Annotated in this window: 23 protein-coding genes, 6 tRNA genes, 1 other RNA gene and 1 pseudogene; 19 read left to right on the forward strand and 12 right to left on the reverse strand. The window is 53.6% G+C overall.

Going from position 1 to position 24355, the window contains the following annotated elements:
* The first annotated feature begins 1228 nt into the window (after positions 1 to 1228).
* The 8 genes from VSX58_RS10305 (at position 1229) to VSX58_RS10340 (ending at position 6819) form a co-directional block, all read left to right on the forward strand.
* Positions 1229 to 1690 (forward strand): PhzA/PhzB family protein, encoded by a 462-nt coding sequence (locus tag VSX58_RS10305; RefSeq protein WP_327617985.1) that lies wholly within the window; start codon positions 1229 to 1231, stop codon positions 1688 to 1690.
* A gap of 78 nt (positions 1691 to 1768) precedes the next feature.
* Positions 1769 to 2389, forward strand: coding sequence for an isochorismatase family protein (locus VSX58_RS10310; RefSeq protein WP_327613641.1), 621 nt, complete (start codon positions 1769 to 1771; stop codon positions 2387 to 2389).
* Positions 2386 to 4251, forward strand: coding sequence for an anthranilate synthase family protein (locus tag VSX58_RS10315; protein WP_327617986.1), 1866 nt, complete (start codon positions 2386 to 2388; stop codon positions 4249 to 4251). The genes VSX58_RS10310 and VSX58_RS10315 overlap by 4 nt, the downstream gene beginning before the upstream one ends.
* Positions 4248 to 4601, forward strand: a complete 354-nt coding sequence (locus VSX58_RS10320) for a hypothetical protein (protein ID WP_327617987.1) — start codon at positions 4248 to 4250, stop codon at positions 4599 to 4601. Before VSX58_RS10315 ends, VSX58_RS10320 begins: the two co-directional genes overlap by 4 nt.
* Positions 4580 to 5425 (forward strand): PhzF family phenazine biosynthesis protein, encoded by an 846-nt coding sequence (locus VSX58_RS10325; RefSeq protein ID WP_327617988.1) that lies wholly within the window; start codon positions 4580 to 4582, stop codon positions 5423 to 5425. The genes VSX58_RS10320 and VSX58_RS10325 overlap by 22 nt, the downstream gene beginning before the upstream one ends.
* A 13-nt stretch (positions 5426 to 5438) precedes the next feature.
* Positions 5439 to 6074 (forward strand): pyridoxal 5'-phosphate synthase, encoded by a 636-nt coding sequence (locus VSX58_RS10330; RefSeq protein WP_327617990.1) that lies wholly within the window; start codon positions 5439 to 5441, stop codon positions 6072 to 6074.
* Positions 6075 to 6176: 102 nt separating this feature from the next.
* Positions 6177 to 6368, forward strand: coding sequence for a hypothetical protein (locus VSX58_RS10335; protein WP_327617991.1), 192 nt, complete (start codon positions 6177 to 6179; stop codon positions 6366 to 6368).
* Positions 6361 to 6819 carry a PNPOx family protein gene (locus tag VSX58_RS10340; protein ID WP_327617992.1) on the forward strand — a complete coding sequence of 153 codons (459 nt, stop codon included), beginning with the start codon at positions 6361 to 6363 and terminating at the stop codon, positions 6817 to 6819. Before VSX58_RS10335 ends, VSX58_RS10340 begins: the two co-directional genes overlap by 8 nt.
* A 39-nt stretch (positions 6820 to 6858) precedes the next feature.
* Here VSX58_RS10340 and VSX58_RS10345 read toward each other — a convergent pair.
* From VSX58_RS10345 to VSX58_RS10380, 8 genes and pseudogenes are all read right to left on the reverse strand, one after another.
* Positions 6859 to 6986, reverse strand: a non-coding RNA gene (locus VSX58_RS10345) — RtT sRNA.
* Positions 6987 to 7500: 514 nt separating this feature from the next.
* A pseudogene (locus VSX58_RS10350) lies at positions 7501 to 7820 on the reverse strand (CcdB family protein).
* 2 nt (positions 7821 to 7822) lie between these two features.
* A complete protein-coding gene (locus VSX58_RS10355) occupies positions 7823 to 8059 on the reverse strand; it encodes a type II toxin-antitoxin system CcdA family antitoxin (RefSeq protein ID WP_327617993.1) in 237 nt (78 codons plus the stop codon).
* 489 nt (positions 8060 to 8548) lie between these two features.
* A complete protein-coding gene (locus tag VSX58_RS10360) occupies positions 8549 to 8791 on the reverse strand; it encodes an integrase arm-type DNA-binding domain-containing protein (RefSeq protein ID WP_407654863.1) in 243 nt (80 codons plus the stop codon).
* Between the two features lie 266 nt (positions 8792 to 9057).
* Positions 9058 to 9133, reverse strand: a tRNA-Lys gene (locus tag VSX58_RS10365).
* A gap of 7 nt (positions 9134 to 9140) precedes the next feature.
* Positions 9141 to 9216 (reverse strand) — tRNA-Val (locus VSX58_RS10370).
* Positions 9217 to 9260: 44 nt separating this feature from the next.
* A tRNA-Val gene (locus tag VSX58_RS10375) sits at positions 9261 to 9336 on the reverse strand.
* A gap of 47 nt (positions 9337 to 9383) precedes the next feature.
* A tRNA-Val gene (locus VSX58_RS10380) sits at positions 9384 to 9459 on the reverse strand.
* A gap of 273 nt (positions 9460 to 9732) precedes the next feature.
* On the opposite strand from VSX58_RS10380, the gene gltX reads away from it, so the two are divergent.
* Positions 9733 to 11151 carry a glutamate--tRNA ligase gene (gltX, locus tag VSX58_RS10385; RefSeq protein ID WP_327613635.1) on the forward strand — a complete coding sequence of 473 codons (1419 nt, stop codon included), beginning with the start codon at positions 9733 to 9735 and terminating at the stop codon, positions 11149 to 11151.
* A gap of 275 nt (positions 11152 to 11426) precedes the next feature.
* Here the strand turns inward: gltX and VSX58_RS10390 are convergent, their stop codons facing one another.
* Positions 11427 to 12293, reverse strand: a complete 867-nt coding sequence (locus tag VSX58_RS10390; protein ID WP_327617994.1) for an alpha/beta hydrolase — start codon at positions 12291 to 12293, stop codon at positions 11427 to 11429.
* Between the two features lie 252 nt (positions 12294 to 12545).
* Here VSX58_RS10390 and VSX58_RS10395 point away from each other — a divergent pair.
* Both VSX58_RS10395 and VSX58_RS10400 read left to right on the forward strand, forming a co-directional pair.
* A tRNA-Ala gene (locus VSX58_RS10395) sits at positions 12546 to 12621 on the forward strand.
* 47 nt (positions 12622 to 12668) lie between these two features.
* Positions 12669 to 12744: transfer RNA gene (locus VSX58_RS10400), tRNA-Ala, on the forward strand.
* A gap of 111 nt (positions 12745 to 12855) precedes the next feature.
* Here the strand turns inward: VSX58_RS10400 and ung are convergent.
* Entirely contained in the window at positions 12856 to 13542 is a 687-nt protein-coding gene (ung, locus tag VSX58_RS10405; protein ID WP_327618214.1) for a uracil-DNA glycosylase, read from the reverse strand.
* 365 nt (positions 13543 to 13907) lie between these two features.
* Here ung and grcA point away from each other — a divergent pair, with 365 nt between their 5' ends.
* The gene (gene grcA / locus VSX58_RS10410; protein ID WP_327617995.1) at positions 13908 to 14291 is read left to right on the forward strand and encodes an autonomous glycyl radical cofactor GrcA; all 384 of its coding nucleotides are present in this window, start codon (positions 13908 to 13910) and stop codon (positions 14289 to 14291) included.
* A gap of 66 nt (positions 14292 to 14357) precedes the next feature.
* On the opposite strand, the gene srmB is transcribed toward grcA, so the two are convergent.
* Positions 14358 to 15668: an ATP-dependent RNA helicase SrmB gene (srmB, locus tag VSX58_RS10415; RefSeq protein WP_327617996.1), complete on the reverse strand. Its 1311-nt coding sequence runs from the start codon at positions 15666 to 15668 to the stop codon at positions 14358 to 14360.
* Between the two features lie 133 nt (positions 15669 to 15801).
* Between srmB and trmN the strand changes: the two genes are divergently transcribed.
* On the forward strand, positions 15802 to 16548 hold the full coding sequence (gene trmN / locus VSX58_RS10420; protein WP_327617997.1) for a tRNA(1)(Val) (adenine(37)-N(6))-methyltransferase TrmN: 747 nt from the start codon (positions 15802 to 15804) through the stop codon (positions 16546 to 16548).
* Between the two features lie 33 nt (positions 16549 to 16581).
* Here trmN and nadB read toward each other — a convergent pair whose 3' ends face one another.
* Positions 16582 to 18183 carry an L-aspartate oxidase gene (gene nadB / locus VSX58_RS10425; protein WP_327617998.1) on the reverse strand — a complete coding sequence of 534 codons (1602 nt, stop codon included), beginning with the start codon at positions 18181 to 18183 and terminating at the stop codon, positions 16582 to 16584.
* A gap of 444 nt (positions 18184 to 18627) precedes the next feature.
* Between nadB and rpoE the strand changes: the two genes are divergently transcribed.
* The 6 genes from rpoE to lepB all read left to right on the forward strand — a co-directional run bounded on the left by rpoE (position 18628) and on the right by lepB (position 24350).
* Positions 18628 to 19203 (forward strand): RNA polymerase sigma factor RpoE, encoded by a 576-nt coding sequence (gene rpoE, locus VSX58_RS10430; protein ID WP_048637826.1) that lies wholly within the window; start codon positions 18628 to 18630, stop codon positions 19201 to 19203.
* Between the two features lie 57 nt (positions 19204 to 19260).
* Positions 19261 to 19914, forward strand: coding sequence for an anti-sigma-E factor RseA (gene rseA / locus VSX58_RS10435; protein ID WP_327617999.1), 654 nt, complete (start codon positions 19261 to 19263; stop codon positions 19912 to 19914).
* Entirely contained in the window at positions 19914 to 20867 is a 954-nt protein-coding gene (rseB, locus tag VSX58_RS10440) for a sigma-E factor regulatory protein RseB (RefSeq protein ID WP_327618000.1), read from the forward strand. The genes rseA and rseB overlap by 1 nt, the downstream gene beginning before the upstream one ends.
* A gap of 3 nt (positions 20868 to 20870) precedes the next feature.
* Positions 20871 to 21338 carry a SoxR-reducing system protein RseC gene (gene rseC / locus VSX58_RS10445; RefSeq protein ID WP_327618001.1) on the forward strand — a complete coding sequence of 156 codons (468 nt, stop codon included), beginning with the start codon at positions 20871 to 20873 and terminating at the stop codon, positions 21336 to 21338.
* A 236-nt stretch (positions 21339 to 21574) separates the two neighbouring features.
* Positions 21575 to 23374, forward strand: coding sequence for a translation elongation factor 4 (gene lepA, locus VSX58_RS10450; protein WP_327618002.1), 1800 nt, complete (start codon positions 21575 to 21577; stop codon positions 23372 to 23374).
* A 16-nt stretch (positions 23375 to 23390) separates the two neighbouring features.
* Positions 23391 to 24350, forward strand: coding sequence for a signal peptidase I (gene lepB, locus VSX58_RS10455; RefSeq protein ID WP_327618003.1), 960 nt, complete (start codon positions 23391 to 23393; stop codon positions 24348 to 24350).
* Positions 24351 to 24355: the final 5 nt, after the last annotated feature.

Raw genomic sequence — 24355 nt, forward strand, 5'->3', positions numbered from 1 at the left:
GCCCGGTTATGGCGGCAAAACTCTTCATACTTCAAGCTGCATGTGCGTTGGCTTTTATTACTCGCCCCGTCGGAGCCGTCGCAAGCGGCGTTCAAATCCGCTCCCGGCAGATTCGTCAGTCATCCGAATCACTGACTTAAGTAAGCTCATCGGGATTAAATAAGAGATATCCTGTCTCTCTGCGCAGGCCAGCCGTTGGCTGGCCAAATTCGTTCCCGACGAATTTGGCCGACGCGGCGCTGGCTTTCGCGACGTCCTGTCGCTCACCCGGCGGTCACGCCCACCTCAGCGCAATTTTTTTACGCGAAGGAAAAATATCAAACAACATACTGTTATTTATGAATATTCGCTAAATAACGTTTAATTATTTTCTGGGGATTCCTCAGCCCTGCGGGGCGTTGTTGAATAAATTGAGCTTTTAGCGGTAGACAGGATCGGATCACTCTCTTCCCTGACAGTACATGGCGAACATCCATTATTCCCCCCTTTTTCTCACTTATTATAAAGTTTATCTAATTAAATAATTGTTATTGTTTTTTTTCAAAAAAAAACATAATTAGATGCTGTTTATTGACATGTATTAATAAAATTCGATCTATATGTGAAGTTTATATACATTTGGCGATGCTCAACGCATTCTTTCTATAGCGAAACATTAGAAATCATAATGGATGTTGTGAGAAAAATAGTTTTTGTTGGTTATTATAAAGCACCATCTATAAGGAAGTGTTTACGATGAGTGGGCGAGTTATTAATTATCAGGATAATATGTTTATACCGAAAGTTATCGCTAATGCTATTATTTGTCTGGTTTGTTCTTGCGGGCAAGGCCTTACCAATGGGAATAGAGAAATCCCGCTTCGCTTCCTGCGCTTATCTCATAAATATCTATCTGTTTCCTCAGTTTTATTTTTTCTTATAGTGATTAATTTATATTTGATCATTTTCATTTGAAATATATTCAACTCTATTGAATCAATCTGATTTTAAGCCTTTTGCAGAGGGGAGATGTTTAGCTTAATGGTGTGATTTTGTATGTTGACAACATAGAAGCCGGCAGCATGTTTTACAAAGCTATTTTTGGCGAGGGTCCGTTCGTGCCGCCGTCGCTGCGGCTGCTGGAGAGAGTGGTTAAATGCGTTGATTTTTCAGAACGGGCAACAGCGTCTGGCTGGCATCGCATAATCAAATAAGAATACTGTCTTATTTTATATGGAATTAAGGAGCAATGATGACGGAAAATAAAGTACGCACGAGTAATCGCAATATTGTCGAACAGTATATGAATACTTACGGGCAGGCTCGTTTATCCAGACACGAACTGTTTGACGAGGAGGGATGTGGGGGGCTTTGGACTACGGATAGCGGCGAACCGGTCGTTATCAAGGGCAAAAAGCAGCTGGCTAAACATGCGGTATGGTCGCTGGCCTGCTTCCCCGACTGGCGTTGGTACAACGTGAAGATATTCGATACGCAGGACCCGGATATTTTTTGGGTTGAATGCGACGGTAAAGGAGAGATTAATTTTAAGGGGTATCCTAAAGGATTTTATCAAAATCATTTCATTCATTACTTCCAGTTTAAAAATGGAAAAATAATCCTCCAGCGTGAATTTATGAATCCTTGTCAGCAATTCCGCGCGCTGGGTATTGATGTGCCGGAAATAATCAGAGAAGGAATTCCGACCTAATGTCCATGTCCATTTATTCATCTTTATCTCGTTTTTATGTGATTCCTTTTTACGTTCTGATAAGTCTAGGGATATGACATGGCTATACCTGATATTGAAGACTATGATCTCGGTTCGCTGGCATCGTCAACGCCAAATAAAGTGGATTGGCGTATTACTCCCGCCAGAAGTTTGCTTTTAGTTCACGATATGCAAAATTTTTTCCTTAACCCGTTACCTGAGTTATTACGTAATACCCTGCTGAAAAATTGCGAGCAATTATTAGCTTGGGCGAGAAGACATGCCGTCCCCGTGGTTTACACCGGCCAGAAAGGCAGCATGAGCGCGAAAGAACGCGGGTTGCTTTATGATTTCTGGGGGGCGGGTATGGATGCCGATCCGTTACACACGGCAATCACACCATTATTGTCGCCTCAACCGGGAGAGCCCGTATTGAAAAAGTGGCGATATAGCGCATTTTTCTCTTCAAAACTCGCCGATATATTTTCCGACCAACGGCGAGACCAAATAATTATATGTGGCGTCTATGCGCAAATTGGCATTTTAACCACCGCTCTGGATGCTTATTCCAGAGATATTGAGGTCTTTTTGGCGCGGGATGCGATAGCTGATTTTTCGCAGGCGGCCCATCAGCGCATGCTGACTTACGCCGCTTCATGCTGTGCTTCGATATTATCGGTGGACGAGGTGGTGGCATGAATACAGATACGGCAATAACCTCGTTGCTGCGGTATGGCAGCAACGATGAATCGTTTGCGTTGTTATTCAGATGCGGGCGCGGCACGGTTCCCGAAATCGAAGTGATCACGGGGGAAGAGCGGCATCTGAATAGCTTGCAAGAGCTGGCGGACTTACCGGCGAATACTGACGGCGGCGATGGGCGGCAAACGTTGCTGGTTGCGCCTTATCGGCAGATTGTTGAACGGGGCTACGCCGTGAATGATGACGGTAAGCCGCTAATTGCGTTCGTCAATGCGCGCTGCAGTAAAGTGCCGCTCCATGAGGCCTTGGCCCTGCTGCCCGATACGCCGTTGAAGGTTAACAACGCCGCGTTCGAATCTTCCGACGATGAGTATGCGCACACGGTCGCTCAAGTCATTCAACGGGAGATCGGCACCGGCCAGGGGGCTAATTTCGTTATCCGCCGCGCCTTTACCGCCGACTTCGCAGATTATGACTGCGAAACGGGATTAACCCTCTTTAAAAACCTGCTGCTGCAGGAAAGCGGCGCGTACTGGACCTTTTTCATTCAGTGCCGCGATGTCACCTTGATTGGCGCATCGCCGGAGCGACATATCACCCTGCAGCAACAGAGGGTCTCTATGACGCCGATCAGCGGTACCTATCGCTATCCCGCCACCGGGCCGACCCGCGAAGGGCTGCTCGACTTCTTATCCAACGAGAAAGAGAAGGATGAGCTGTCGATGGTGCTGGATGAAGAGCTGAAGATGATGACCCGCATCTGCGATGCCGACGTCAAAACGTTCGGCCCCTTCTTAACGCCGATGTCGCGCCTGGTGCATACCGGCTATCGGCTCGAAGGGCATTCGTCGTTGCCGGTGCCCGAGATTTTGCGTTCTTCCATGTTTGCGCCGACAGTCACCGGCAGTCCGCTGGAAAACGCGGCGCGCGTTATCGCCAAATATGAGTCGTCCGGGCGAGGCTACTACAGCGGTTTTGCCGCCTTGCTGGGCTCTGAGGGCGGTGAGCCGACGATCGATTCGGCGATCCTGATCAGGACGAGTGAAATTGATTCGACGGGCGCGCTGACCATAGGGCTGGGGGCTACGCTGGTTCGTACCTCGGATCCTATCGCAGAAGCGGCGGAAACGTGGGCGAAGGCCGCCGCGTTACAGTGCGCCATGGGGTTGAATGGCGGTTCGGCCTCCATTTTTCAGGATGATCAGGTCGCCGTCGCTCTGCAAAAGCACAATCATCGCCTGGCTGCGTTTTGGCGTGATGACGCCGGTGCGAATCCGCGGCGTTGTCGGGGCGAGGTGTTGCTGATTGATAACGAAGACGCCTTCACCTCGATGATGGAGTATCAGCTGCGTGCGATGGGGTTCAACGTCCGGCTCGCGCATTCCGATTCTCCTCTCCAATCCAACCCGCATGAGCTGCTGGTCATCGGCCCCGGACCGGGCGATCCGCGCGATCTGAGCGACAAACGGGTGATCCGCAGCCGCAAGCTGATTCAGACGGCCATGCAACAAGGCCAACCCTTTATCGCGATTTGTTTCGGCCATCAGATTCTGTGTGCCGCCTTGGGGTATCCGATAGTCGCGTTGGCGTCGCCCAATCAGGGGATACAAAAAGAGATTCCCTTCTTTGACAAGGTCGAATGCGTGGGGTTTTACAACACCTTCACCGGGCTGGCGGCCAGCAACGCGTTGGCCAGCGAGTATGGCGAGATTCGCGTTGCACGGGATGAGGCGACCGGCCAAATTTATGGCCTGCGCGGACCGCGCTTTTCGTCCATGCAGTTCCACCCCGAGTCGGTGTTAACCATTGATGGGCCGCGGATCCTTTATGAATCAATCCAACAGGTGGTGGCCTCATGATCTTGGAATGTGTGTGGTGGGAGCCGGCGCCAGACGAGCCGGACATCGGGCAGCTGCAGGCGCAGCTTGAGCAGGTCGATCTGGCCGCCTGGCAGCGAATCGACGCGCTGCAGGCCAAATATTGGATCATGAGTGAGGAGCCGCCGCGCTGGGGGGCGGTTATGGTGTGGCGTGATGAGAAACCCAACCTTGCGACGTTGCCGCTGAATGCGGCCGCCGAGGCGATCGGCAGGCCGCCGGATGTACGGCTGCAATTCACCGTAGCGGCATCTTGCCTGAACGAGTCGATTACCGCGCCCTGGGCGTCTCTGCTAAGTCAGGAGGAAACATGCACCACTATGTCATCGTAAATGCGTTCAGCGATCGCGCGCTGGCCGGCAATCCGGTCGCCGTATTTTTCGACTGTGACGATCTTGAGCCGGAAACCATGCAGCGCATAGCGGCGGAAATGCGGCTCTCGGAATCCACATTTGTATCGCGCCCTCGCAGCGGCGGCGATGCGCATGTCCGCATTTTTACCCCGGTGAACGAACTGGGTTTTGCCGGCCACCCGCTGCTGGGCACGGCGCTGGCGCTATCTCACCGGTTGCAAAAAACCAGCCTGAATATCGAAACCGCGAAGGGCGTTTTCCCCTTCACGCTGGAAGATGCCAAGCTGCGTAGCGATCTCCCGGTCGCCCATGTCGATATGCTCCAGCCGTCCCCGGTAATCCAACCCTATGCGCGAGCTGAAGCGTTGCTGCTCGCGCTGGGGGTATCGCACAGCACCTTGCCGATTGAACAGTACGACGTCGGGCCGCGTCATGTCTTTGTCGGCGTCGCCGATATGCCGGCGCTGGCGTCGCTCAACCCCGATCAGCGTGCGTTGGCGCAGCATGAAAACATGGCCGCGCTCTGTTTCTGCCGCGACGGCAATCACTGGCGCCTGCGCATGTTTTCACCGGCATACGGCGTAGTGGAAGACGCGGCGACTGGCTCGGCCGCCGGGCCTTTGGCGCTGCATTTGGCGCGGCACGGGTGGAGCGACTATGGCCAGCCGTTGGAAATCTGGCAGGGGGTGGAGATGGGGCACCCGTCAAAAATGTACGGCATGGCGCAAAGGGATGAAGGGGCGTACCGGCTGTATGCCGGGGGGCATGCCATCCAGGTAGCGCAGGGCGCCTATACGATTTGAAGGAGAAGGAAAAATGGGAAGTAGTGCGTTTGAAAGCGTCAGCGGCAAGGTGGATACGGACTTTTTGGCTTTCCATACGCCACTGAAGCAGCCGATTGAGCTCGCTTGCGCCTGGGTGCGGGAAGCGATACGCGAACAGGTCAGAGAACCGCGCGCGATGGTGCTGACGACCGCGAATGCGCAAGGGGAGATGAGTTCGCGCGTTATGGCGATCCTTGATTTTTCTGAGAGCGGCATTCTGTTCGCCACTCACAGCTGTAGCCGCAAGATTCAGGATATTGATAGCCATCCCTACGCCTGCGCTCACTTCTACTGGAAAGAGCTAGGGCGGCAACTCTCGGTCAGCGGCAGGGTGGTCAAACAGCCGCATGCCACGGCCAGGGCGATCTGGGACAAACGCCCGATTCCGTTGCATTCGATGTCGACGGTCTCTCATCAAAGTGAGCCGCTGTTGGACAGCGAGTCGTTGCGCAGGGCGGCTGAAGCCCTCGAGGACGCGGGCGCATTGCCCTGTCCCGATCGTTTCTCTGTCTACCAACTGGTACCGCAAACGGTGGAATTTTGGGCCGCCAGTTCGGATCGCCTGCACCGGCGCCTGCGGGCCGAGTATCACCGGAACGAATGGCAAAGCACCTGGCTGCAACCGTAAAAATTTGAAAATACGATGAATTTACCTGACTTTATCTCCCGCCTGACGGGAATAACGAAAGGGTATTTTTCACCGTAAACCGGCGCGCCGTTTTGGTTGGATATGCGTCAATCGCTAGGTTTTGATCCGCTGTATGAGGTTAACACCTTCGCCGAACTGGCGCGTTTCCCCGGTGTCGCCGGTCGTCTGCGTGATGTTCCGCTCGAAGCGCCGATCCCGCGCGGGTTGCAGGCAACATTATCAACGTATCCAGAGCATCATCCGAGGATCATGCTAAGGAGAGGCCATGAATAACGAACAGCAATTACGTGAAATATGTAAATTCATTAATCAGGAACGTGTATTAACGCTCAGTGTCGCTGCGGAAGGGGCGGTGTGGTCGGCAAGTTGTTTTTATCAATTCCAAAAAGATCAGATGGTGTTGTATTTAATGAGCGATATCAATTCACGCCACTCGCAATTAATGCTCAAGGAGCCAACGGTTTCCGGCACCATTATCTCATCGGTGAAGTCAATGATGTCGATGAGAGGGGTTCAATATCAGGCCCACATCACCCCGTTGTCTGAGGAACATGAGGAGCAGGCGCGAAATTTCTATTATGAACGCTATCCAATCAGCCGCGTTATGGCTTTGAAAATATGGAGACTGCAATTGATGGAAATAAAATTTACGCAAAGACGCATGGGCGTGAAACGGTGTTTGCATTGGCTGCGTTCGCCGAGGCGGGAGGCGTTGCCGCAATGAAGAAAAAACATATCGCCATTATCGGCGGCGGCGCGGCGCTAAACGCCATATCGGAGTAACGTAACGGCCGGCCTCGCCCCTTCGGGGTCAACGCTGGCGCGTTGCCGTCTCGCTTCGCTCGGCTCGAACCTGAACGCCGTTTCTCACCCGCACGGCGCGCGCGATATAAAACCGAAGGAGGATTACTGTTAAATTCGTGCAGAATCCTAATTCGGACTCTAATTTTCTGAAAAAAAAGAAAACATTACACAACGCTCTATCACTGTGGGCCTAACTGTAGGCCCATTTTGAAAAACTGCAAGAGGGAATTAATTCTCATAGTTTAAGCGCACGATTTTTAGGCGGCGACGGAATCACGGATATTTATCAGGAGACCATCAATCCCCATCACCTTCGATTCCACTATAGGCCCAGGCACCTAAAACCCGAATGGAAATGATGCAGTGGTGGTCGGATTAACCGGTTTCACTGTGCTTTAAACATCAATCCCTCTTTATTCATCAGCAGGCTCGGAACGACAGAGATGGATTCCTTGTGAGTCGTCATATTCGCTGTCTGATTTATGTAATCCTGAAAGTGTGGGGTTTGCCGATGTGTCTCTTCCGCACGATAGACGAACTTGAACAAGCTCTCATTAGCTACGATTAAAGCTATGCCTGTTTAACAGCACAGGAAGAAACGTCAAATTCCGTTGATGAGGAAGTCTATTGCGGCCTTTACCTGAGTACGGTATTGCGAAGCATCACAAAACACCGTCCCCAGGACCTGGACAGGGATACGATACTTGCCAGCTCGTGAGTCATTACAGCGTATTCTTTGCCGTCCGTCAGTCTGACTACAGGGACAAGGCGATCCGGTCGGCGGCCTGCCGGATACTTTTCAGCAGGTAACAACGGGATCACTATCCGGCGGTTCAACTGTCTAATAATATCGCTCGTGACATCAAGCAGCAGAGGGTAAACGGCACTTTTACCGGTATTACCGTATACGGTGAATTGCATGGTTAAAATGTCCTGTATTCATCACTGAAACAGCTATGTTCATCATGAAAACGATTTAATGCTTCGATAGCCTCCAGGTTCTCTTCCTGCCATTTTTTCGCTTCATGGTGGCGAAGCTCAACATCCAGGGCGGCTGTCAGGGTAGCGCTCAGGTTAATGCCTGCCTCACGCGCTCTGACCAGTAAGGTGCGTTCCACCGTCATGGTCACGCTCTGCGTGTTGCGTTGTTTCGCTGCCATGGTTTCTCTCCTGTAATGAGATACGTGTATATTACACGACATAATACACTTATTTATAACACCAAAATCAGGCCCGGATGCCTTTGCGGTTTCTTCAATTTTAATCGCCGTCGTCATACCTGTTTCGCAGTCCACAGACATGACCGGGGGATAAAATACCGTTTGCGGGATGAGCGGGCTCTTAGCCGCCCGCACCCGCAGCCTGCGAATTTCCCGGACATTGAATGCCGAAAATTCGCAGGGAAATTAATTTCCCTGAGACTTCTGTCACTCTGCCGTCCCGCAATAAGGTTACGGGAACGGAAAGCACACGGGAGAAAAAACTGACCTTGCATAGCCGGACATAGCGCCCCTTGCTCCGCAGCGGTGAAATGGGGTTGGACGTTGAGTTTGGCCCTGTTTCCACTTTAGCGCCGCGACTGTTCGGTGCTCACTTCGCCTCAGTCACCGTTCTAAAGCGTTGCTATCAGGTCTGCGGCGCTAAAGTTATTAAGAGAGTTTATCGTCCTTCAACGGGGTCGATACTAGGTACTCAGCGCACTGGTAATGTCCCAAAGTAATGGTGGTTCTGGCAGTCGAACCGGGGCGTTTATAGCGAAAGCGCCAGATTTTTTTACCGTTGGTTCTGACGAACAGGGTTAGTCCCTGACCGTCGAACAGTTCGTAATCTTTATCGGCGGGTTTTGCCTTCTGGACTTCTGAGGCAGACAATGGACGGGTAAGAACAGCCATAAAATCACTCCTTGATGTGTCAATGGGAAATGACAGCGATGGAGTGGTGCAATATTCTGTTTTCTGAAGAGTTTTTCAGCCCGAAACTCAAAATGGGCCTACAAGATTTCCACCATCAGAGGCATGGGCCCATTCATAGGCCTATTTGCTCTGGTTCCCCCGGCATGCGGAAGGGCGCATACAGACGAAAAAAAACCGTATCCTGTTGTCAGTGATACGGTTTTCTTACTTCCCCGGACTCTATGAGTCATCCCAGGAAGGTAGATTGGTGGGTCGTGCAGGATTCGAACCTGCGACCAATTGATTAAAAGTCAACTGCTCTACCAACTGAGCTAACGACCCGCAGAAGTGGTGGGTGATGACGGGATCGAACCGCCGACCCCCTCCTTGTAAGGGAGGTGCTCTCCCAGCTGAGCTAATCACCCACTTCTAAACTTTATTTTCAGCAAGAAGACCGCTGGCATGAGAGTGGTGGGTGATGACGGGATCGAACCGCCGACCCCCTCCTTGTAAGGGAGGTGCTCTCCCAGCTGAGCTAATCACCCAATCTCAATTCTTCTTACTTTACACAGCGCGGCACACTCAAAAAAAGTGGTGGGTGATGACGGGATCGAACCGCCGACCCCCTCCTTGTAAGGGAGGTGCTCTCCCAGCTGAGCTAATCACCCTCGCTGTGTGGAGTCGCATTATAGGGATAGTTGAAAGTGAGTCAACGCTTTTTAAAAGTAAAATGGCCGTTCGTTGTAAAATTAGGCAGGACGCCCTATTTCTCGACGATAGCGACGCTTCCTCATTCACTTCAATAAGGAATAAAGCGTGGCGTGATACGTTACGGCGTTGAGGAATCGGGGCAGAATGATAGAATATCGCCCACTTTTTGTTATTTGAACTCATGTCGGCACCTGCCGGCAGCCGTTGCGTAAAAAAGGCTGTAATCCCAAATGAAAATTAAAACCCGTTTCGCGCCCAGTCCGACTGGCTATCTTCACGTAGGCGGCGCCCGCACCGCGCTCTATTCCTGGCTGTTTGCCCGTCATCAGGGCGGCGAGTTCGTTTTGCGTATTGAGGATACCGATCTGGAGCGCTCCACGCAGGCGGCGATCGACGCCATTATGGATGGCATGAATTGGTTGAATCTTGATTGGGATGAAGGTCCGTATTACCAGACTAAACGCTTCGATCGTTATAACGCCGTCATTGATCAGATGCTGGAAAACGGCACGGCGTATAAATGCTATTGCTCGAAAGAACGTTTGGAAGCGCTGCGTGAAAAGCAGATGGAGAACGGCGAAAAGCCGCGCTATGACGGATGCTGCCGTGATTCCCACGCGCATCATGCGGATGATGAGCCGCACGTGGTGCGTTTTCGCAACCCGCAGGAAGGCTCGGTTATTTTTAACGATCGCATCCGCGGTCCCATCGAATTCAGCAACCAGGAGCTTGACGATCTGATCATCCGCCGTACGGACGGTTCGCCGACGTATAACTTCTGTGTGGTGATCGATGACTGGGATATGGAAATTACCCACGTTATTCGCGGTGAAGATCATATCAACAATACGCCCCGCCAAATCAACATCCTGAAAGCGTTGGGCGCGCCGGTGCCGGAATATGCGCATGTTTCCATGATTCTGGGCGATGACGGTAAAAAGCTCTCCAAACGCCACGGCGCCGTCGGCGTTATGCAATATCGCGATGACGGCTATCTGCCGGAGGCATTGCTGAACTATCTGGTTCGCCTGGGGTGGTCGGCCGGCGATCAGGAGATCTTCTCTGTCGATGAGATGAAAGCGCTGTTTTCGTTAGAAGCCATCAGCAAGTCCGCCAGCGCTTTCAATACGGAAAAGCTGCAGTGGCTGAACCATCACTACATTAATCATCTGCCGCCGGAATATGTGGCGACGCATCTGGCGTGGCATATCGAGCAGGCCGGCATTGATACGCGCAGCGGCCCGCAACTGAGCGAGCTGGTGACCCTGCTGGGCGAGCGTTGCAAAACGCTGAAGGAAATGGCGGCGTCCTGCCGCTATTTCTATGAAGATTTCGAGCAGTTTGACGCCGACGCGGCGAAGAAACATCTGCGTCCGGTGGCGCGCCAACCGCTGGAGCTGGTGCGCGCCAAACTGGCGTCGATTACGGACTGGACGGCTGAAAACGTTCATCATGCCATTCAGGGAACCGCGGATGAATTGGGGCTGGGCATGGGCAAAGTCGGCATGCCGCTGCGCGTGGCCGTAACCGGCGCGGGGCAGTCTCCCGGCGTTGACGTCACGGTGCATGCGGTCGGTCGGCAGCGGGCGCTGGCGCGTATCGATAAAGCGCTGGCGTTTATCGCCGAGCGTGAAGCGCAGCAGCAATAGCCGTTAGCTGGCTCTATTGACGAAAACCCGCCTGACGGCGGGTTCAGACTGTTGACAAAGTCAGATATTACTCGCCCCGCTGGCAGGGCTCGCCCTTCGGGCCGCCGCAAGCGGCGTTCAAAAACGCACGCGTTTTTGTAGGGGAAGCACGGGGTGAGGTTCCCGCTTACGACGCCTCACCCCCGTGGTCGCCCCGTGTATCTCGAACTGACAGACGGGTTTGTCAGCAACCTCAACCCGCCTGACGGCGGTTTTTTTGCATTGGACGAAAGGGATTACCGACCGGCGATTATCACCGCTTTGCCGATGGCGTCCGGGATGACGTCGCCGTGGTTCTTGCCGGCAAAGAGAATAAATTGCGCGTTGACGCCCTGATCTTTTAACTGCGCCGCCAGCGTGCGCGCCTGGGTAACCATTTTCCGCCGGCCGTGACGCTCTTCGCGCTTGGCGCTAATGGGTTTGCCTGTCGGGGCTTTTTCCGGCGACTCTTCGTACTCGCCCACGCTTAGCGTGACGGAGTGCGGCGGGGCGTCGAGCAGCGGCTTTCTGACCGGAATCACCACGCCGTAGCCCCACCAGATAGACGGGCTTGCCGCCACATAATGCTGAAAAGAGGCGGTATGGTTAAATAATGTGTAAAGCGTGAACAGTCCGCCGAAAGAGTGGCCGGCGAGAGTCTGTTTTTGCCCGTTCACCCGATGGCGCGCCTCCACCCAGGGTTTCACCCGCGTTAGCAAAAACTGGTAAAAAGCTTCGGCTTCGCCGCCTTGGTCGAAATGGGCGTCGACGACGGTCGTCGGCGGCGTGTAATCCCGCGTTCGCGCCGGCACGTCATAGCTTCGCTCGATCTGATAGCCGATGGCGACAATCAGCGGAGCGGGCCCATTCTCCGGTTTATAGCCGTTTACCGCGAAAGGAAACTGCGCATTCCCATCCAACATATACAGTACGGGATACCCTTTTTCTGGCGCCGCCTGGCGTGGCACCGCGATAAACAAACGGTAAGGGCGGTGTTGATCGCTCTCCATATCTGTCTGGCTGATGTCGAAATACTCTCTGGCTTGGTCTGTGACGAGGGGCGGCGCCGACTGCGCCCGGGCGGGTAAAACGCTGGAAGTCATCAAAGCAAAGGCAATCATCATGAAATATCGCATAGGTTGGCGTATCTGGATAAAGATTATCAGATGATAATAAAACGCGTTATCTCTATCATCCTTTTTATTCGCGTCAGGATTTCGGTTATTTTTAGGGCCGAATGACGCCGATAGGTTAGCGATTATAGGGCGGTTGATGCCTTTTTCAGCGGTTGACGTCATAAAAGGATTTAGCCGTTGACACCACTAATCGGGTTTCATATTATGCGACCCGTTCAACGGACTCGGTTCGTAAGGTACGGGGCTATAGCTCAGCTGGGAGAGCGCTTGCATGGCATGCAAGAGGTCAGCGGTTCGATCCCGCTTAGCTCCACCAAACAATCCCACTGTTTGGTATGATATCGTGAACACGCCACATTATGTGGGGCTATAGCTCAGCTGGGAGAGCGCTTGCATGGCATGCAAGAGGTCAGCGGTTCGATCCCGCTTAGCTCCACCAATCCGTTTATTTCCCTTTGCGTATTTTTTCCCGCTAAAGCATGCCGCTTATAAAGGTATTTTTCCTTGCGCCGCGTTACTCCCGCCTCCATCGCATGAAGGCCGGATTTTCCTACTGGTTCTCAGGTAAACGCGGCGTCCAGTCGATCGGCGCGATGCCTTGCTTTTCAAGAAGCTGATTGGCTTGAGAAAAGTGCTTACAGCCTAAGAAGCCGCGATGCGCCGACAGCGGGGAAGGGTGCGGCGCTTTCAGTACGTGATGACGCTGACGATCGATAATGTTGCCTTTTTTCTGGGCGTGCGATCCCCACAATAAAAAGACGATGCCTTCCCGGTTTTCATTCAGGGCGGCGATAACGCGGTCGGTAAAAGTTTCCCAGCCCAGGTTCGCGTGTGAATGAGCCTGGCCCGCCTCAACGGTTAGCACGGTATTAAGCAACATTACGCCTTGCTGCGCCCAGCTTTGCAGAAAACCATGGTTCGGGATGACAAAACCGGGAATGTCGTTGGCCAGCTCTTTATAGATATTGACCAGCGACGGGGGCGCCGGCACGCCGGGCCGAACCGAAAAGGATAATCCATGGGCCTGATTCGGGCCGTGGTAGGGATCCTGACCGAGGATAACCACCTTAACCTGATGCAGTTCGGTATAGCGGAAAGCATTGAAAACGTCTTTCTGCGGCGGATAAATCGTTTTTCCGGCCGCGCGCTCTTTAGCCACGAATTCCAGCGTATTGATAAAGTAGGGTTGTTGTTTCTCTTGCGCCAGCACGTCATGCCAGGTTAGGGAAGTCGCCATCATGCACTCTTTCTTTTTCATTCAGGGGATTTTGTTGCCAGTAGCTTACCGTTCAATTGTTCCAAGGTAAAACCGTAACGCCGGGAAAATACGCGCGGATATTGATTTTCTTGAAAAAAAATTGAAAATTTACAAAAAAATTGCAGGAAGACGTGGTATTAAAATTGATATGAAACAATAAATTGCCGAAGCGGTGAGGTTTTACACCATAATAAAATTGATTTAAGTCAATGAATGGCGGCTATTGTACTGGTATATAAGAAGGCAGATTCTTTTTGTTTTATATAATCGTTAAAAATTAATGGCATTTTGTTGCTAAAACCGTTTGCAATTTAGACAATAATACGCCGTTTACGGAGGCAATAATGGTTACTGGTATTCAAATCACCAAGTCAGACAACAGCGCTTTGATCAACTCTTTCTGGCTGCTGGATGAAGAAAAATCCGAAGCGCGTTGCGTCTGCGCTAAATCCGTTTATAGCGAAGATCAAATCGTTCCGGTCAGCGATCTGGGTCAGATCGAATATCGTGAAGTCCCGCTGGAAATTAAACCGGAAGTACGCGTAGAAGGTGGTCAGCACCTGAATGTGAACGTACTGCGTCGCGAAACGCTGGAAGATGCCGTTAAGCATCCGGAAAAATATCCGCAGCTGACTATCCGCGTTTCCGGCTACGCCGTACGTTTTAACTCGTTGACGCCGGAACAACAGCGCGACGTTATCACTCGTACTTTTACTGAAAGCCTGTAAGTTCCGATTTTCGAAAATCGCATGCGAAAAAAAGGGAGCCTCGGCTCCCTTTTTGTCATTTAGCGATTAATCAGCTTTCTGCGCCGGCTGCCGGCGTTTGCCGATATTTTTCTTATCCCGCTGACGCACCTTCACCTTGGTTTTCTCTTTTTCTTTCTCTTTCTTCTCTTTGCGCTTGGCCAGCACTTTCTTGGACGGTTTGCCCGTGCTCTTGGCGCTTGGCGCTTTGGTGGTCGGACGAAGCTCATCGACTACCCGGGGTTTGAGCGGCTCATTGAGATACCGGCTGATCTTGCCGAGCAGCTGGTGGTCGTGCGCCTCGACCAAAGAGATGGCGCAGCCTTTGCGGCCGGCGCGACCCGTGCGGCCAATACGATGCAGATAGGTATCGGCGGTGCGCGGCAGGTCGAAGTTGAATACGTGGCTGATATCGTTGATATCTATGCCGCGTGCGGCTACGTCGGTGGCAACCAAAACGTTTACCCGTCCGTCGCTCAGGCGTTTAATCGCTTCATTGCGTTTGGCCTGCACCATTTCGCCTTCAAGATAACAGGCGGTAATGCCGGCCTCGCGCAGCCAGGCGACCAGCTCATGTACCCGTTCGCGTTTGCGGACAAAAATAATGGAGCGGGTGACGTCCGGCTGTTTCAACTGGTGGCAGAGCAGGGCCGTCTTGTGTTTGATATCGTCGGCGCGGTAGTACCATTGCAGAATTTTTTTACGCTCGCGGCGCGAGGGATCGGCCTCCACTTCGACGGGATCGTTCAGCAAGCGCTCGGCGAAGTCTTTAATCGCCTCGCCTTCCAGCGTTGCGGAAAACAGCAGCGTTTGTTTACGCCAGCGGGTTTCACCGGCGATATGTTCGATATCTTGGGCGAAGCCCATATCCAGCATCCTGTCCGCTTCATCCAGGATCAGCGTCTCTACCGCGCGGCAATCAAAATTTTCTTCTTTTATGTATTGCAGCAGACGGCCCGTCGTCGCCACGACGATATCCTGGTTTTCGCTAAACACTTCGGCATGGTTCATATACGCCACGCCGCCGGTGATGGTGGCGATATCCAGATGGGTATGCGCGGCCATGGCGCGAGCCTGTTCGGCGACCTGCATGGCGAGTTCGCGCGTCGGTGTTAGGATAAGAATGCGAGGCGGCCCGGATTTTTTACGAGGAAAATCTAACAGATGCTGTAAAACCGGCAAGAGATACGCTGCGGTTTTACCTGTGCCGGTTGGCGCAGAGCCCAGCACATCACGCCCATCCATCGCCGGCGGGATGGCCGCCAGCTGAATTGCCGTCGGACGTTCGTAGCCCATATCGCGCAGGGCGTCTAACAGGCTGTCATCAAGATCTAGCTCGGAAAAATTTGTTGCTGTCATGGTCTACCTCTGTTTGGGGCGCCGATTATAGACGCATTGGCCGGGTTCTTCACCTGTTTAAACAGACAACCGATCTTTTACTGTATAGATGTTTACCCTATGCTACGACGGTTTTAATCGGGAACGGGCAATAATGAGCAGGCAATCTGATAACAAATCGCTGTTGCGGCGCGGCGGATTCACCTTTAAACGGTTTTTCGTCGCCCACGATCGCTGCGCCATGAAGGTGGGTACCGACGGGGTATTGCTGGGCGCCTGGGCGCCGGTTGCCGGCACGCGGCGAATTCTGGATATCGGCTGCGGCTCAGGTTTGATCGCGCTGATGCTGGCGCAGCGTACCGAGGACGACGTCCCGATCGATGCTGTTGAGCTGGATGCCGCCGCCGGCCATCAGGCGTCCGAAAACATCGCTGCGTCTGCGTGGTTCGAACGGATAAAGGTTTATCTTGATGATATCGCGGCGTTTGCCGAGAACAGCGCCGCGGACTATTCTCTGATCGTCAGCAATCCGCCTTATTTCGCGCCTGGCGTCGCCTGCGCTACGGCGCAGCGTACGCAGGCTCGCTATACCGTCACGCTGACGCATGAGCGGCTACTGGACTGCGCGCGACGCTTGATTACGCCCGATGGCCTTTTCTGCGTGGTGCTGCCGGCGCAGGCGGTCGAGAATTTTGTGCGGCTGGCGCGGCGACAGGAGTGGTTTATTCACCGGCGCCTGGATGTGGCGGAGTCTCCTTCCCGACCCGCGCACCGCGTTTTGTTTGCGCTGTCGCGGCGGCCGGGAGAGACTCTGGTGCGGCAATTGGCGATACGCGACGCCGAACATCGCTACTCCGACGCCTTTCAGGCATTGACGAACGCTTTCTACCTGTTTATGTAGGCTCGTACTTGGAACCGGCATCGGCAAAATACGCTATGGCGTAAGAACGGTGGGGACGGGCGTATCGAACGGCTCGGGATAGTCCAGGGTATAGTGCAATCCGCGGCTCTCTTTTCTCTCCAGCGCGCTGCGAACAATTAGCTCGGCCACCTGAACCAGGTTGCGCAATTCCAGTAAGTTGTTGGAGATTCGGAAATGCGCATAGTATTCATCGATTTCATGCTGGAGCAGGGTAATGCGGTGCAGCGCCCGCTCCAGCCGCTTCGTGGTGCGCACGATGCCGACATAGTCCCACATAAATAGCCTCAGCTCATGCCAGTTATGCTGGATAACCACCTGTTCGTCGGAATCGTCAACCTGGCTCTCATCCCAGGCCGCAAGCGTTTTTACCCGATCGATTTGCGGCAGGCGCCGCAGGATATCTTCCGATGCCGACCAGCCGTACACCAGACACTCCAGCAATGAGTTTGACGCCATGCGGTTTGCGCCGTGCAGGCCGGTATAGCTCACCTCGCCGATCGCATACAGCCCGTTGAGATCGGTGCGGCCGCGCCGATCGACCATGACGCCGCCGCAAGTGTAGTGCGCGGCCGGCACAATCGGGATGGGCTGCTTAGTGATATCGATTCCCAGCGATAACAGCTTTTCATAGATGGTCGGGAAATGCTGCTTAACGAATTCCGCCGGTTTATGGCTAATATCCAGATACATGCAATCGGCGCCAAGACGCTTCATTTCGTGGTCAATGGCTCTGGCGACGATATCTCGCGGCGCGAGCTCGCCCCTGGCGTCGAAGTCCGGCATAAAACGGCTGCCGTCAGGTCGCTTGAGGTGCGCGCCTTCGCCGCGTAGCGCTTCCGTCAGCAGAAAATTGCGCGCCTGCGGGTGAAATAGGCAGGTCGGGTGAAACTGATTAAATTCCATGTTGGCGACCCGGCAGCCCGCGCGCCACGCCATGGCGATGCCGTCGCCGGATGAGATGTCCGGATTGGTGGTGTACTGGTAGACCTTGGAGGCGCCGCCGGTGGCGAGAACCACGGTTTTTGCCCGGCAGGACTCGACCACTTCGCGTTCACGATTCCAGATGTAAGCGCCCACCACCCTTCGGGAGCCCGGCAGGCTTAATTTGTCGGAGGTGATTAAATCAACGGCGTTGCAGCGCTCCATGATATGGATGTTGGGGTGCGACAGCGCTTTTCGCACCAGGGTATTCTCCACTTCTTTCCCTGTGGCGTCCGCGGCGTGGAGGATTCGGCGATGGCTATGTCCGCCTTCCCGGGTGAGGTGATAACGCTCTTCTCCGTCGGCGCTGGTCTCGGTATCAAATAATACGCCCTGTTCAATCAGCCACTGCACGCAGTTTTTCGCATGGCCGGCGATGAACGCGACGGCTTCACGTTCGCACAGCCCGTCGCCGGCGATTAACGTGTCTTCGATATGCGCTTCAATGCTATCGGTTTCATCAAAGACCGCGGCGATACCGCCTTGGGCGTAGAAGGTCGAGCCTTCGTTCAGCGGGCCTTTACTGAGAACGGTAACGTTTGCGTGCGCAGCCAGACGGAGCGCGAGGGAGAGCCCGGCGGCGCCGCTGCCGATGATCAATACATCACAAGAGTATTCTGTGCTTGATTGCATGTTCGTATCGTTTCGTCGTGTAAAAAGAGGGGAAAACCGATGGTAGCACTCAATGTTTTATCCATATATTGATTTTTTGCCCCTGTAAAGATGTATAAATACCCGCCTTCCGGCGGGGGCGGTTGGTGCTTATGCCTCGGATTTATCGTATGATCGGCACGATATGCTTGATGATAAATATAAAAAAACGGCGTGCCGGCGTGATAAATCGACCTGAAAAGATTTGGGCGCTATGCGCGGCGGCCCCGACGGGGCAAGGTTCCGGGCGATGCCGAGTGCCGCGGTCTCGCGTCCGTAGTTTGCGGTATGACGAGCATCAAACGGTGTGTCCGGAACTTTATGCGGGGCATCGGCTCTAAGCTAGGGCTTGCTCTGGGATAACTCTATTTATGGCTGGCGGTATTATTTACGTGTGGAGAACGGTTTGAGGAGATATTACCTCGGATGAGCGAGCAGCTAGCAGACCAGGTTTTGGTTGAGCGGGTCCAAAAGGGCGACCAGAAGTCGTTCAATTTACTGGTTATTCGTTACCAGCATAAGGTGGCGAGCCTGGTATCCCGTTACGTGCCTCAAGGGGATGTGCCCGACGTGGTACAGGAATCGTTTATTAAAGCGTATCGCGCATTGGAATCATTCCGCGGCGATAGTGCTTTTTATACATGGCTTTACCGCATCGCCGTGAACACGGCGAAGAATTATCTGGTTGCGCAGGGAAGACGTCCTCCCTCCAGCGATATTGACGCCAATGATGCTGAGAATTATGAAAATGCGGGCGCGTTGAAAGAAATATCGAACCCTGAGAATTTAATGTTGTCAGAGGAGTTGAGAAGCATTGTTTTCCGTACCATTGAGTCGTTACCGGAAGATTTGCGTCTGGCGATTACGCTGCGTGAATTAGATGGATTAAGTTACGAAGAGATAGCCGTCATTATGGATTGTCCGGTCGGCACTGTTCGTTCCCGTATCTTCCGGGCCCGGGAAGCTATTGATAATAAAGTACAACCGCTTATTCAGCGCTAGCGCGTTTCAGGCATGGCGTATGACTAATGATGGATTTGACAAAGTAAGGGTGTCGGTATGCAGAAAGAGAAACTTTCCGCTTTAATGGATGGCGAGGCAGTTGATTCCGAACTGCTGAATGCCTTGTCGCAGGACGGCAAGCTGCAGCAAAGTTGGCAAAGTTATCATCTAATCCGCGATACATTGCGTGGGGATATCGGTGAAGGCGAAAATGTCGTTCACCTGGATATCGCCTCCCGCGTGGCTGCCGCGATTGAAAAAGAGCCTGTTCGTCTGGTTCCGCAAGCGCAACCGGAGTCTCAGCCGCACCCTGAGAGCTGGTCTCGGATGCCGTTCTGGCGCAAGCTGCGCCCGTGGGCCAGTCAGTTGACTCAGGTGGGCGTCGCCGCCTGCGTATCGTTGGCCGTTATCGTCGGCGTGCAAAACTATAACCATGCCGGATCCGCGGATGGCACGGCGGAATCCGCCGCGTTCAGTACGCTGCCGGCGATGGGAACCGCCTCTCCGGTCAGCTTCGGCGTGCCGTCGGAAAGCGTGGCTTCCCATAACGGCCAGCAAAAATTCGACGCGCAGCGCAATCGCCTCAACGCTATTTTGCAAGATTACGAACTGCAGCGTCGTTTGCACGCCGATCAGCTTCAGCATCACGACGATCAGCAGGCTGCAATCCAGGTTCCAGGAACTCAATCACTAGGAACTCAGCCTCGGTAATGAAGCCTGTTTGGTTAACCGCCTGTTTGCTGATCGGCAGTTTGTTTTATTCCATCGTCGCCCCGGCGCAAACCGCTTCCGGGGCGTTGTTGCAACAAATGAACCATGCCAGTCGCGCATTAAATTACGAACTTTCCTTCATCAATATTACCCGTCAGGGCTTTGAGTCGGTGCGCTATCGCCATGCGGTGGTGAACAACCGCTCATTGGCGCAATTGGTCTTTATGGACGGACCGCGGCGTGAAATCGTACAGCGCGGCAATGAAATCAGCTATTTTGATTCAGATCTTGAACCCTTCACGCTGTCGAGCGACCACATCGTCGATTCACTGCCCGCGCTGGTCTACGCCGATTACCAAAGCATCGCGCAGCATTATGATGTCATCCCTGCGGATGGGCGCGTTCGCATCGCCGACCGTCTGGCCGTCGGGGTCAGGATCATTTCAAGGGATGCGACGCGTTATAGCTATGCGGTTTGGATGGACGCCGAGTCTAAACTGCCGCTGCGGGTTGATTTGCAGGATCGTAACGGCGAGCGCCTGGAGCAGTTCCTGGCGACGTCGCTAATCGTGGATGACGACGTCGCCAAGGCGATGCGCCCGCTGGAGAGCATAAACCTGCCCCCGTCGCTGCCGGCGCCCGCGCAAACAAACGTCGACTTTTCCTGGTTGGCTGAGTGGCTGCCTGCGGGAATGAAGGAAATATCCCACAGCCGCAGGACACTGCCCGGCGTCAATATTCCTATTGAAACGCGGCTATACAGCGACGGTCTGTTTAGTTTTTCCGTCAATATCAGTCCCTCTTCCGAAACGCGGACCGAACAATCGGTTCGTACCGGAAGACGCACGATACATACCGAAATTCGCGATAATAATGAGATCACCGTGGTCGGCGAACTTCCGCCGGCTACGGCGAAGCGTGTGGCGGACAACATTATCCTGAAGGCGCGATGATCGATGATTAAAGAGTGGGCGACGGTTATTTCATGGCAGGACGGCGTCGCCGTCCTGCACTGTGAGCAGCGTTCGGGGTGCGGCGGCTGTCAGTCGCGCTCAACGTGCGGAACCGGGCTGTTGAACCAACTGGGCGCGCCTGCCGAACATCAGCTGCGGGTGCCCTGCGCGCAGCCTTTGCAAGCCGGGCAGCGGGTTGAGCTCGGCATCGCCGAAGCGCGTCTGCTGCAGTCCGCCGTGATGGTTTATTTGGTGCCGCTGGTGGGGCTGTTCGCCGGCGCCGCGCTGCTGCAGTCTCTCTTCGCCAATGAGTTTTCCGCCGTTTTCGGTGCTTTGCTGGGCGGCGGACTGGCTTTTTTATCGGTGAAGCGCTGGGCGGGGAGCCTGGGGAAACAGGGGCGCTATCAGCCCGTTATTTTGCAAATCGCGCTGCCCGGCGAATTGTTGAAAATCAGCGCCGTCGCCGAGTAATTCCCGCCTTTTTTCAGGCGTCGCCATCAATTTAATACCTGCTTTCATTCCGTTACCCGCTATTCCGAGTAAAACCGTCATAATCAGGAGTAATACGCCGGACATGACTAGGTTTTCGGGCGTTCGGCATGTAGAATGCAGCGGTTCAGGTGGAAGCCCGTCGCTGCTGTTTTCACCTTAATGCGCATGCCCATCGGCAAGAATTTCAGAAATATCAAGGTAGAAAAATTTTTATAATGAAGCATATACGAAATTTCTCCATCATTGCCCACATCGATCACGGTAAGTCGACGTTATCTGACCGGATTATCCAGATTTGCGGCGGTTTAACCGAACGTGAAATGGCTGCGCAGGTTCTGGACTCCATGGATCTGGAACGCGAACGCGGTATAACGATTAAAGCGCAGAGCGTAACCTTGGACTACAAGGCGCTGGATGGTCAAACCTACCAGTTAAACTTCATTGATACGCCCGGACACGTCGACTTCTCTTATGAGGTATCCCGTTCACTGGCCGCCTGTGAAGGCGCACTGCTGGTGGTTGATGCGGGACAAGGGGTCGAAGCCCAAACGCTGGCGAACTGTTACACGGCGCTTGATATGGATTTGGAAGTGGTGCCGGTGCTGAATAAAATCGACCTGCCCGCCGCCGATCCGGATCGGGTCGCTCAGGAGATCGAAGATATCGTCGGCATCGACGCCACGGACGCGGTGCGCTGCTCGGCTAAGACCGGCGTCGGCGTACCCGAAGTGCTGGAACGCCTGGTGCGTGATGTTCCGCCGCCGCAGGGCAGTGCGGACCAGCCGCTGCAGGCGCTGATTATCGACTCCTGGTTTGATAACTATCTGGGGGTCGTTTCACTGGTGCGCATTAAAAACGGTTCGATGCGCAAAGGTGAAAAAATTAAGGTGATGAGCACCGGCCAGGTTTATAGCGCCGACCGTCTGGGCATTTTTACGCCGAAGCAGGTTGACCGCGACGTGCTTAATTGCGGCGAAGTGGGTTGGTTGGTCTGCGCCATCAAAGATATTCTGGGGGCGCCGGTCGGCGATACGCTGACTTCGGCGCGCCAGCCGGCGGAAAAGGCGCTGCCGGGATTCAAGAAAGTTAAGCCGCAGGTGTATGCCGGGCTATTCCCCGTTAGCTCCGATGATTATGAAGCCTTCCGCGACGCGCTGGGCAAGCTGAGCTTGAACGATGCGTCTCTGTTCTATGAGCCGGAAAGCTCGACGGCGTTGGGATTCGGTTTCCGCTGTGGTTTCCTGGGGCTATTGCACATGGAGATCATTCAGGAGCGGCTGGAGCGTGAATACGATCTGGATCTGATCACCACCGCGCCTACGGTTATTTATGAAATCGAAACCACCGGCGGAGAGATCGTTTATGTCGATAGTCCGTCGAAGCTGCCGCCGCTGAACAATATTCAGGAGCTGCGCGAACCTATCGCCGAATGTCATATGCTGTTGCCGCAGGAGTATCTGGGCAACGTGATTACGCTGTGCATTGAAAAGCGCGGCGTGCAGACCAACATGGTTTATCACGGTAATCAGGTCGCGCTGACTTACGAAATTCCGATGGCGGAAGTGGTGCTCGATTTCTTTGACCGGCTGAAATCGACCTCGCGCGGCTACGCCTCGCTGGATTATAACTTCAAGCGCTTCCAGGCTTCCGATATGGTGCGCGTAGATGTCCTTATCAATGGCGAACGCGTGGATGCCCTGGCGCTGATTACCCACCGGGATAATTCGCAGTATCGCGGCCGCGAGCTGGTGGAGAAAATGAAAGAGCTTATTCCACGCCAGCAATTTGATATCGCCATTCAGGCGGCGATCGGCAACCACATCATCGCCCGCTCAACCGTGAAACAATTGCGTAAAAACGTGCTGGCGAAATGCTATGGCGGCGATGTCAGCCGTAAGAAGAAGCTGTTGCAGAAACAGAAAGACGGTAAGAAACGTATGAAACAGGTGGGCAACGTTGAATTACCGCAGGAAGCCTTCCTGGCTATTCTTCACGTTGGCAAAGACAACAAATAAATCCTGAGGAGTTGGCATGGCCAATATGTTTGCCGTAATTTTAGCGTTGGTAACGCTAATCACCGGCATTGTCTGGTGTTTGGAACGCTTTATGTGGGCGCCCGCGCGTCGGAAGAAATTTGCAGCATCGGGTGAAGGAACCGGCGGCGGCGAAACGTCAAAAGTCGTCGCGCAGCCTGGATGGATTGAAACGGTTGCATCGGTATTTCCCGTCGTCGCGCTGGTTTTGATTGTACGTTCTTTTATTTATGAACCGTTCCAGATTCCGTCTGGCTCCATGATGCCGACATTGCTGATCGGCGACTTTATCCTGGTGGAGAAGTATGCCTACGGTATTAAAGAACCCTTTACGCAACAGACTTTAATTGAAACGGGCCACCCCAAACGCGGCGATATTGCGGTATTTAAATATCCCTCCGATCCCAAAGTCGACTTTATCAAGAGGGTGGTCGGCGTGCCGGGCGATCGCGTCAGCTATAATCCGCTGAGCAAACAAGTGACGATTAGCCCGGGCTGCGACGGCGCGCAAACGTGCGATAAAGCGTTAGCCGTTACCTATAATAACGTTCAGCCCAGCGATTTCGTCCAGACATTTAATCAGCCTGAACTGGAGTCCCGCAGCGGTTTTTATCAAATACCGGTAGGCGAGAATAAAGCCGACGGCGTGCGTATGGGCATTCGCAAGGAGTCGCTGGGTAATGTGACGCACAATATTTTAATTGTGCCCGGCGTGCAGGATCAAATCGGCGGATATTATCAGCAGTCGCAGCAGCAGCTCGCGACCTGGGTGGTTCCGGCGGGCCACTATTTCATGATGGGCGATAACCGCGATAATAGCCTGGATAGCCGTTATTGGGGTTTTGTGCCGGAAAAAAATCTTGTCGGTAAAGCGACGGCAATCTGGATGAGCTTTGAAAAACAGGAAGGCGAATGGCCGACCGGCGTTCGGTTAAGCCGAATCGGCGGCATCCATTAATCAGT

Origin of the sequence: Brenneria populi (genome assembly GCF_036016195.1) — a bacterium.
In the GTDB taxonomy this organism is placed as follows: domain Bacteria; phylum Pseudomonadota; class Gammaproteobacteria; order Enterobacterales; family Enterobacteriaceae; genus Brenneria; species Brenneria populi.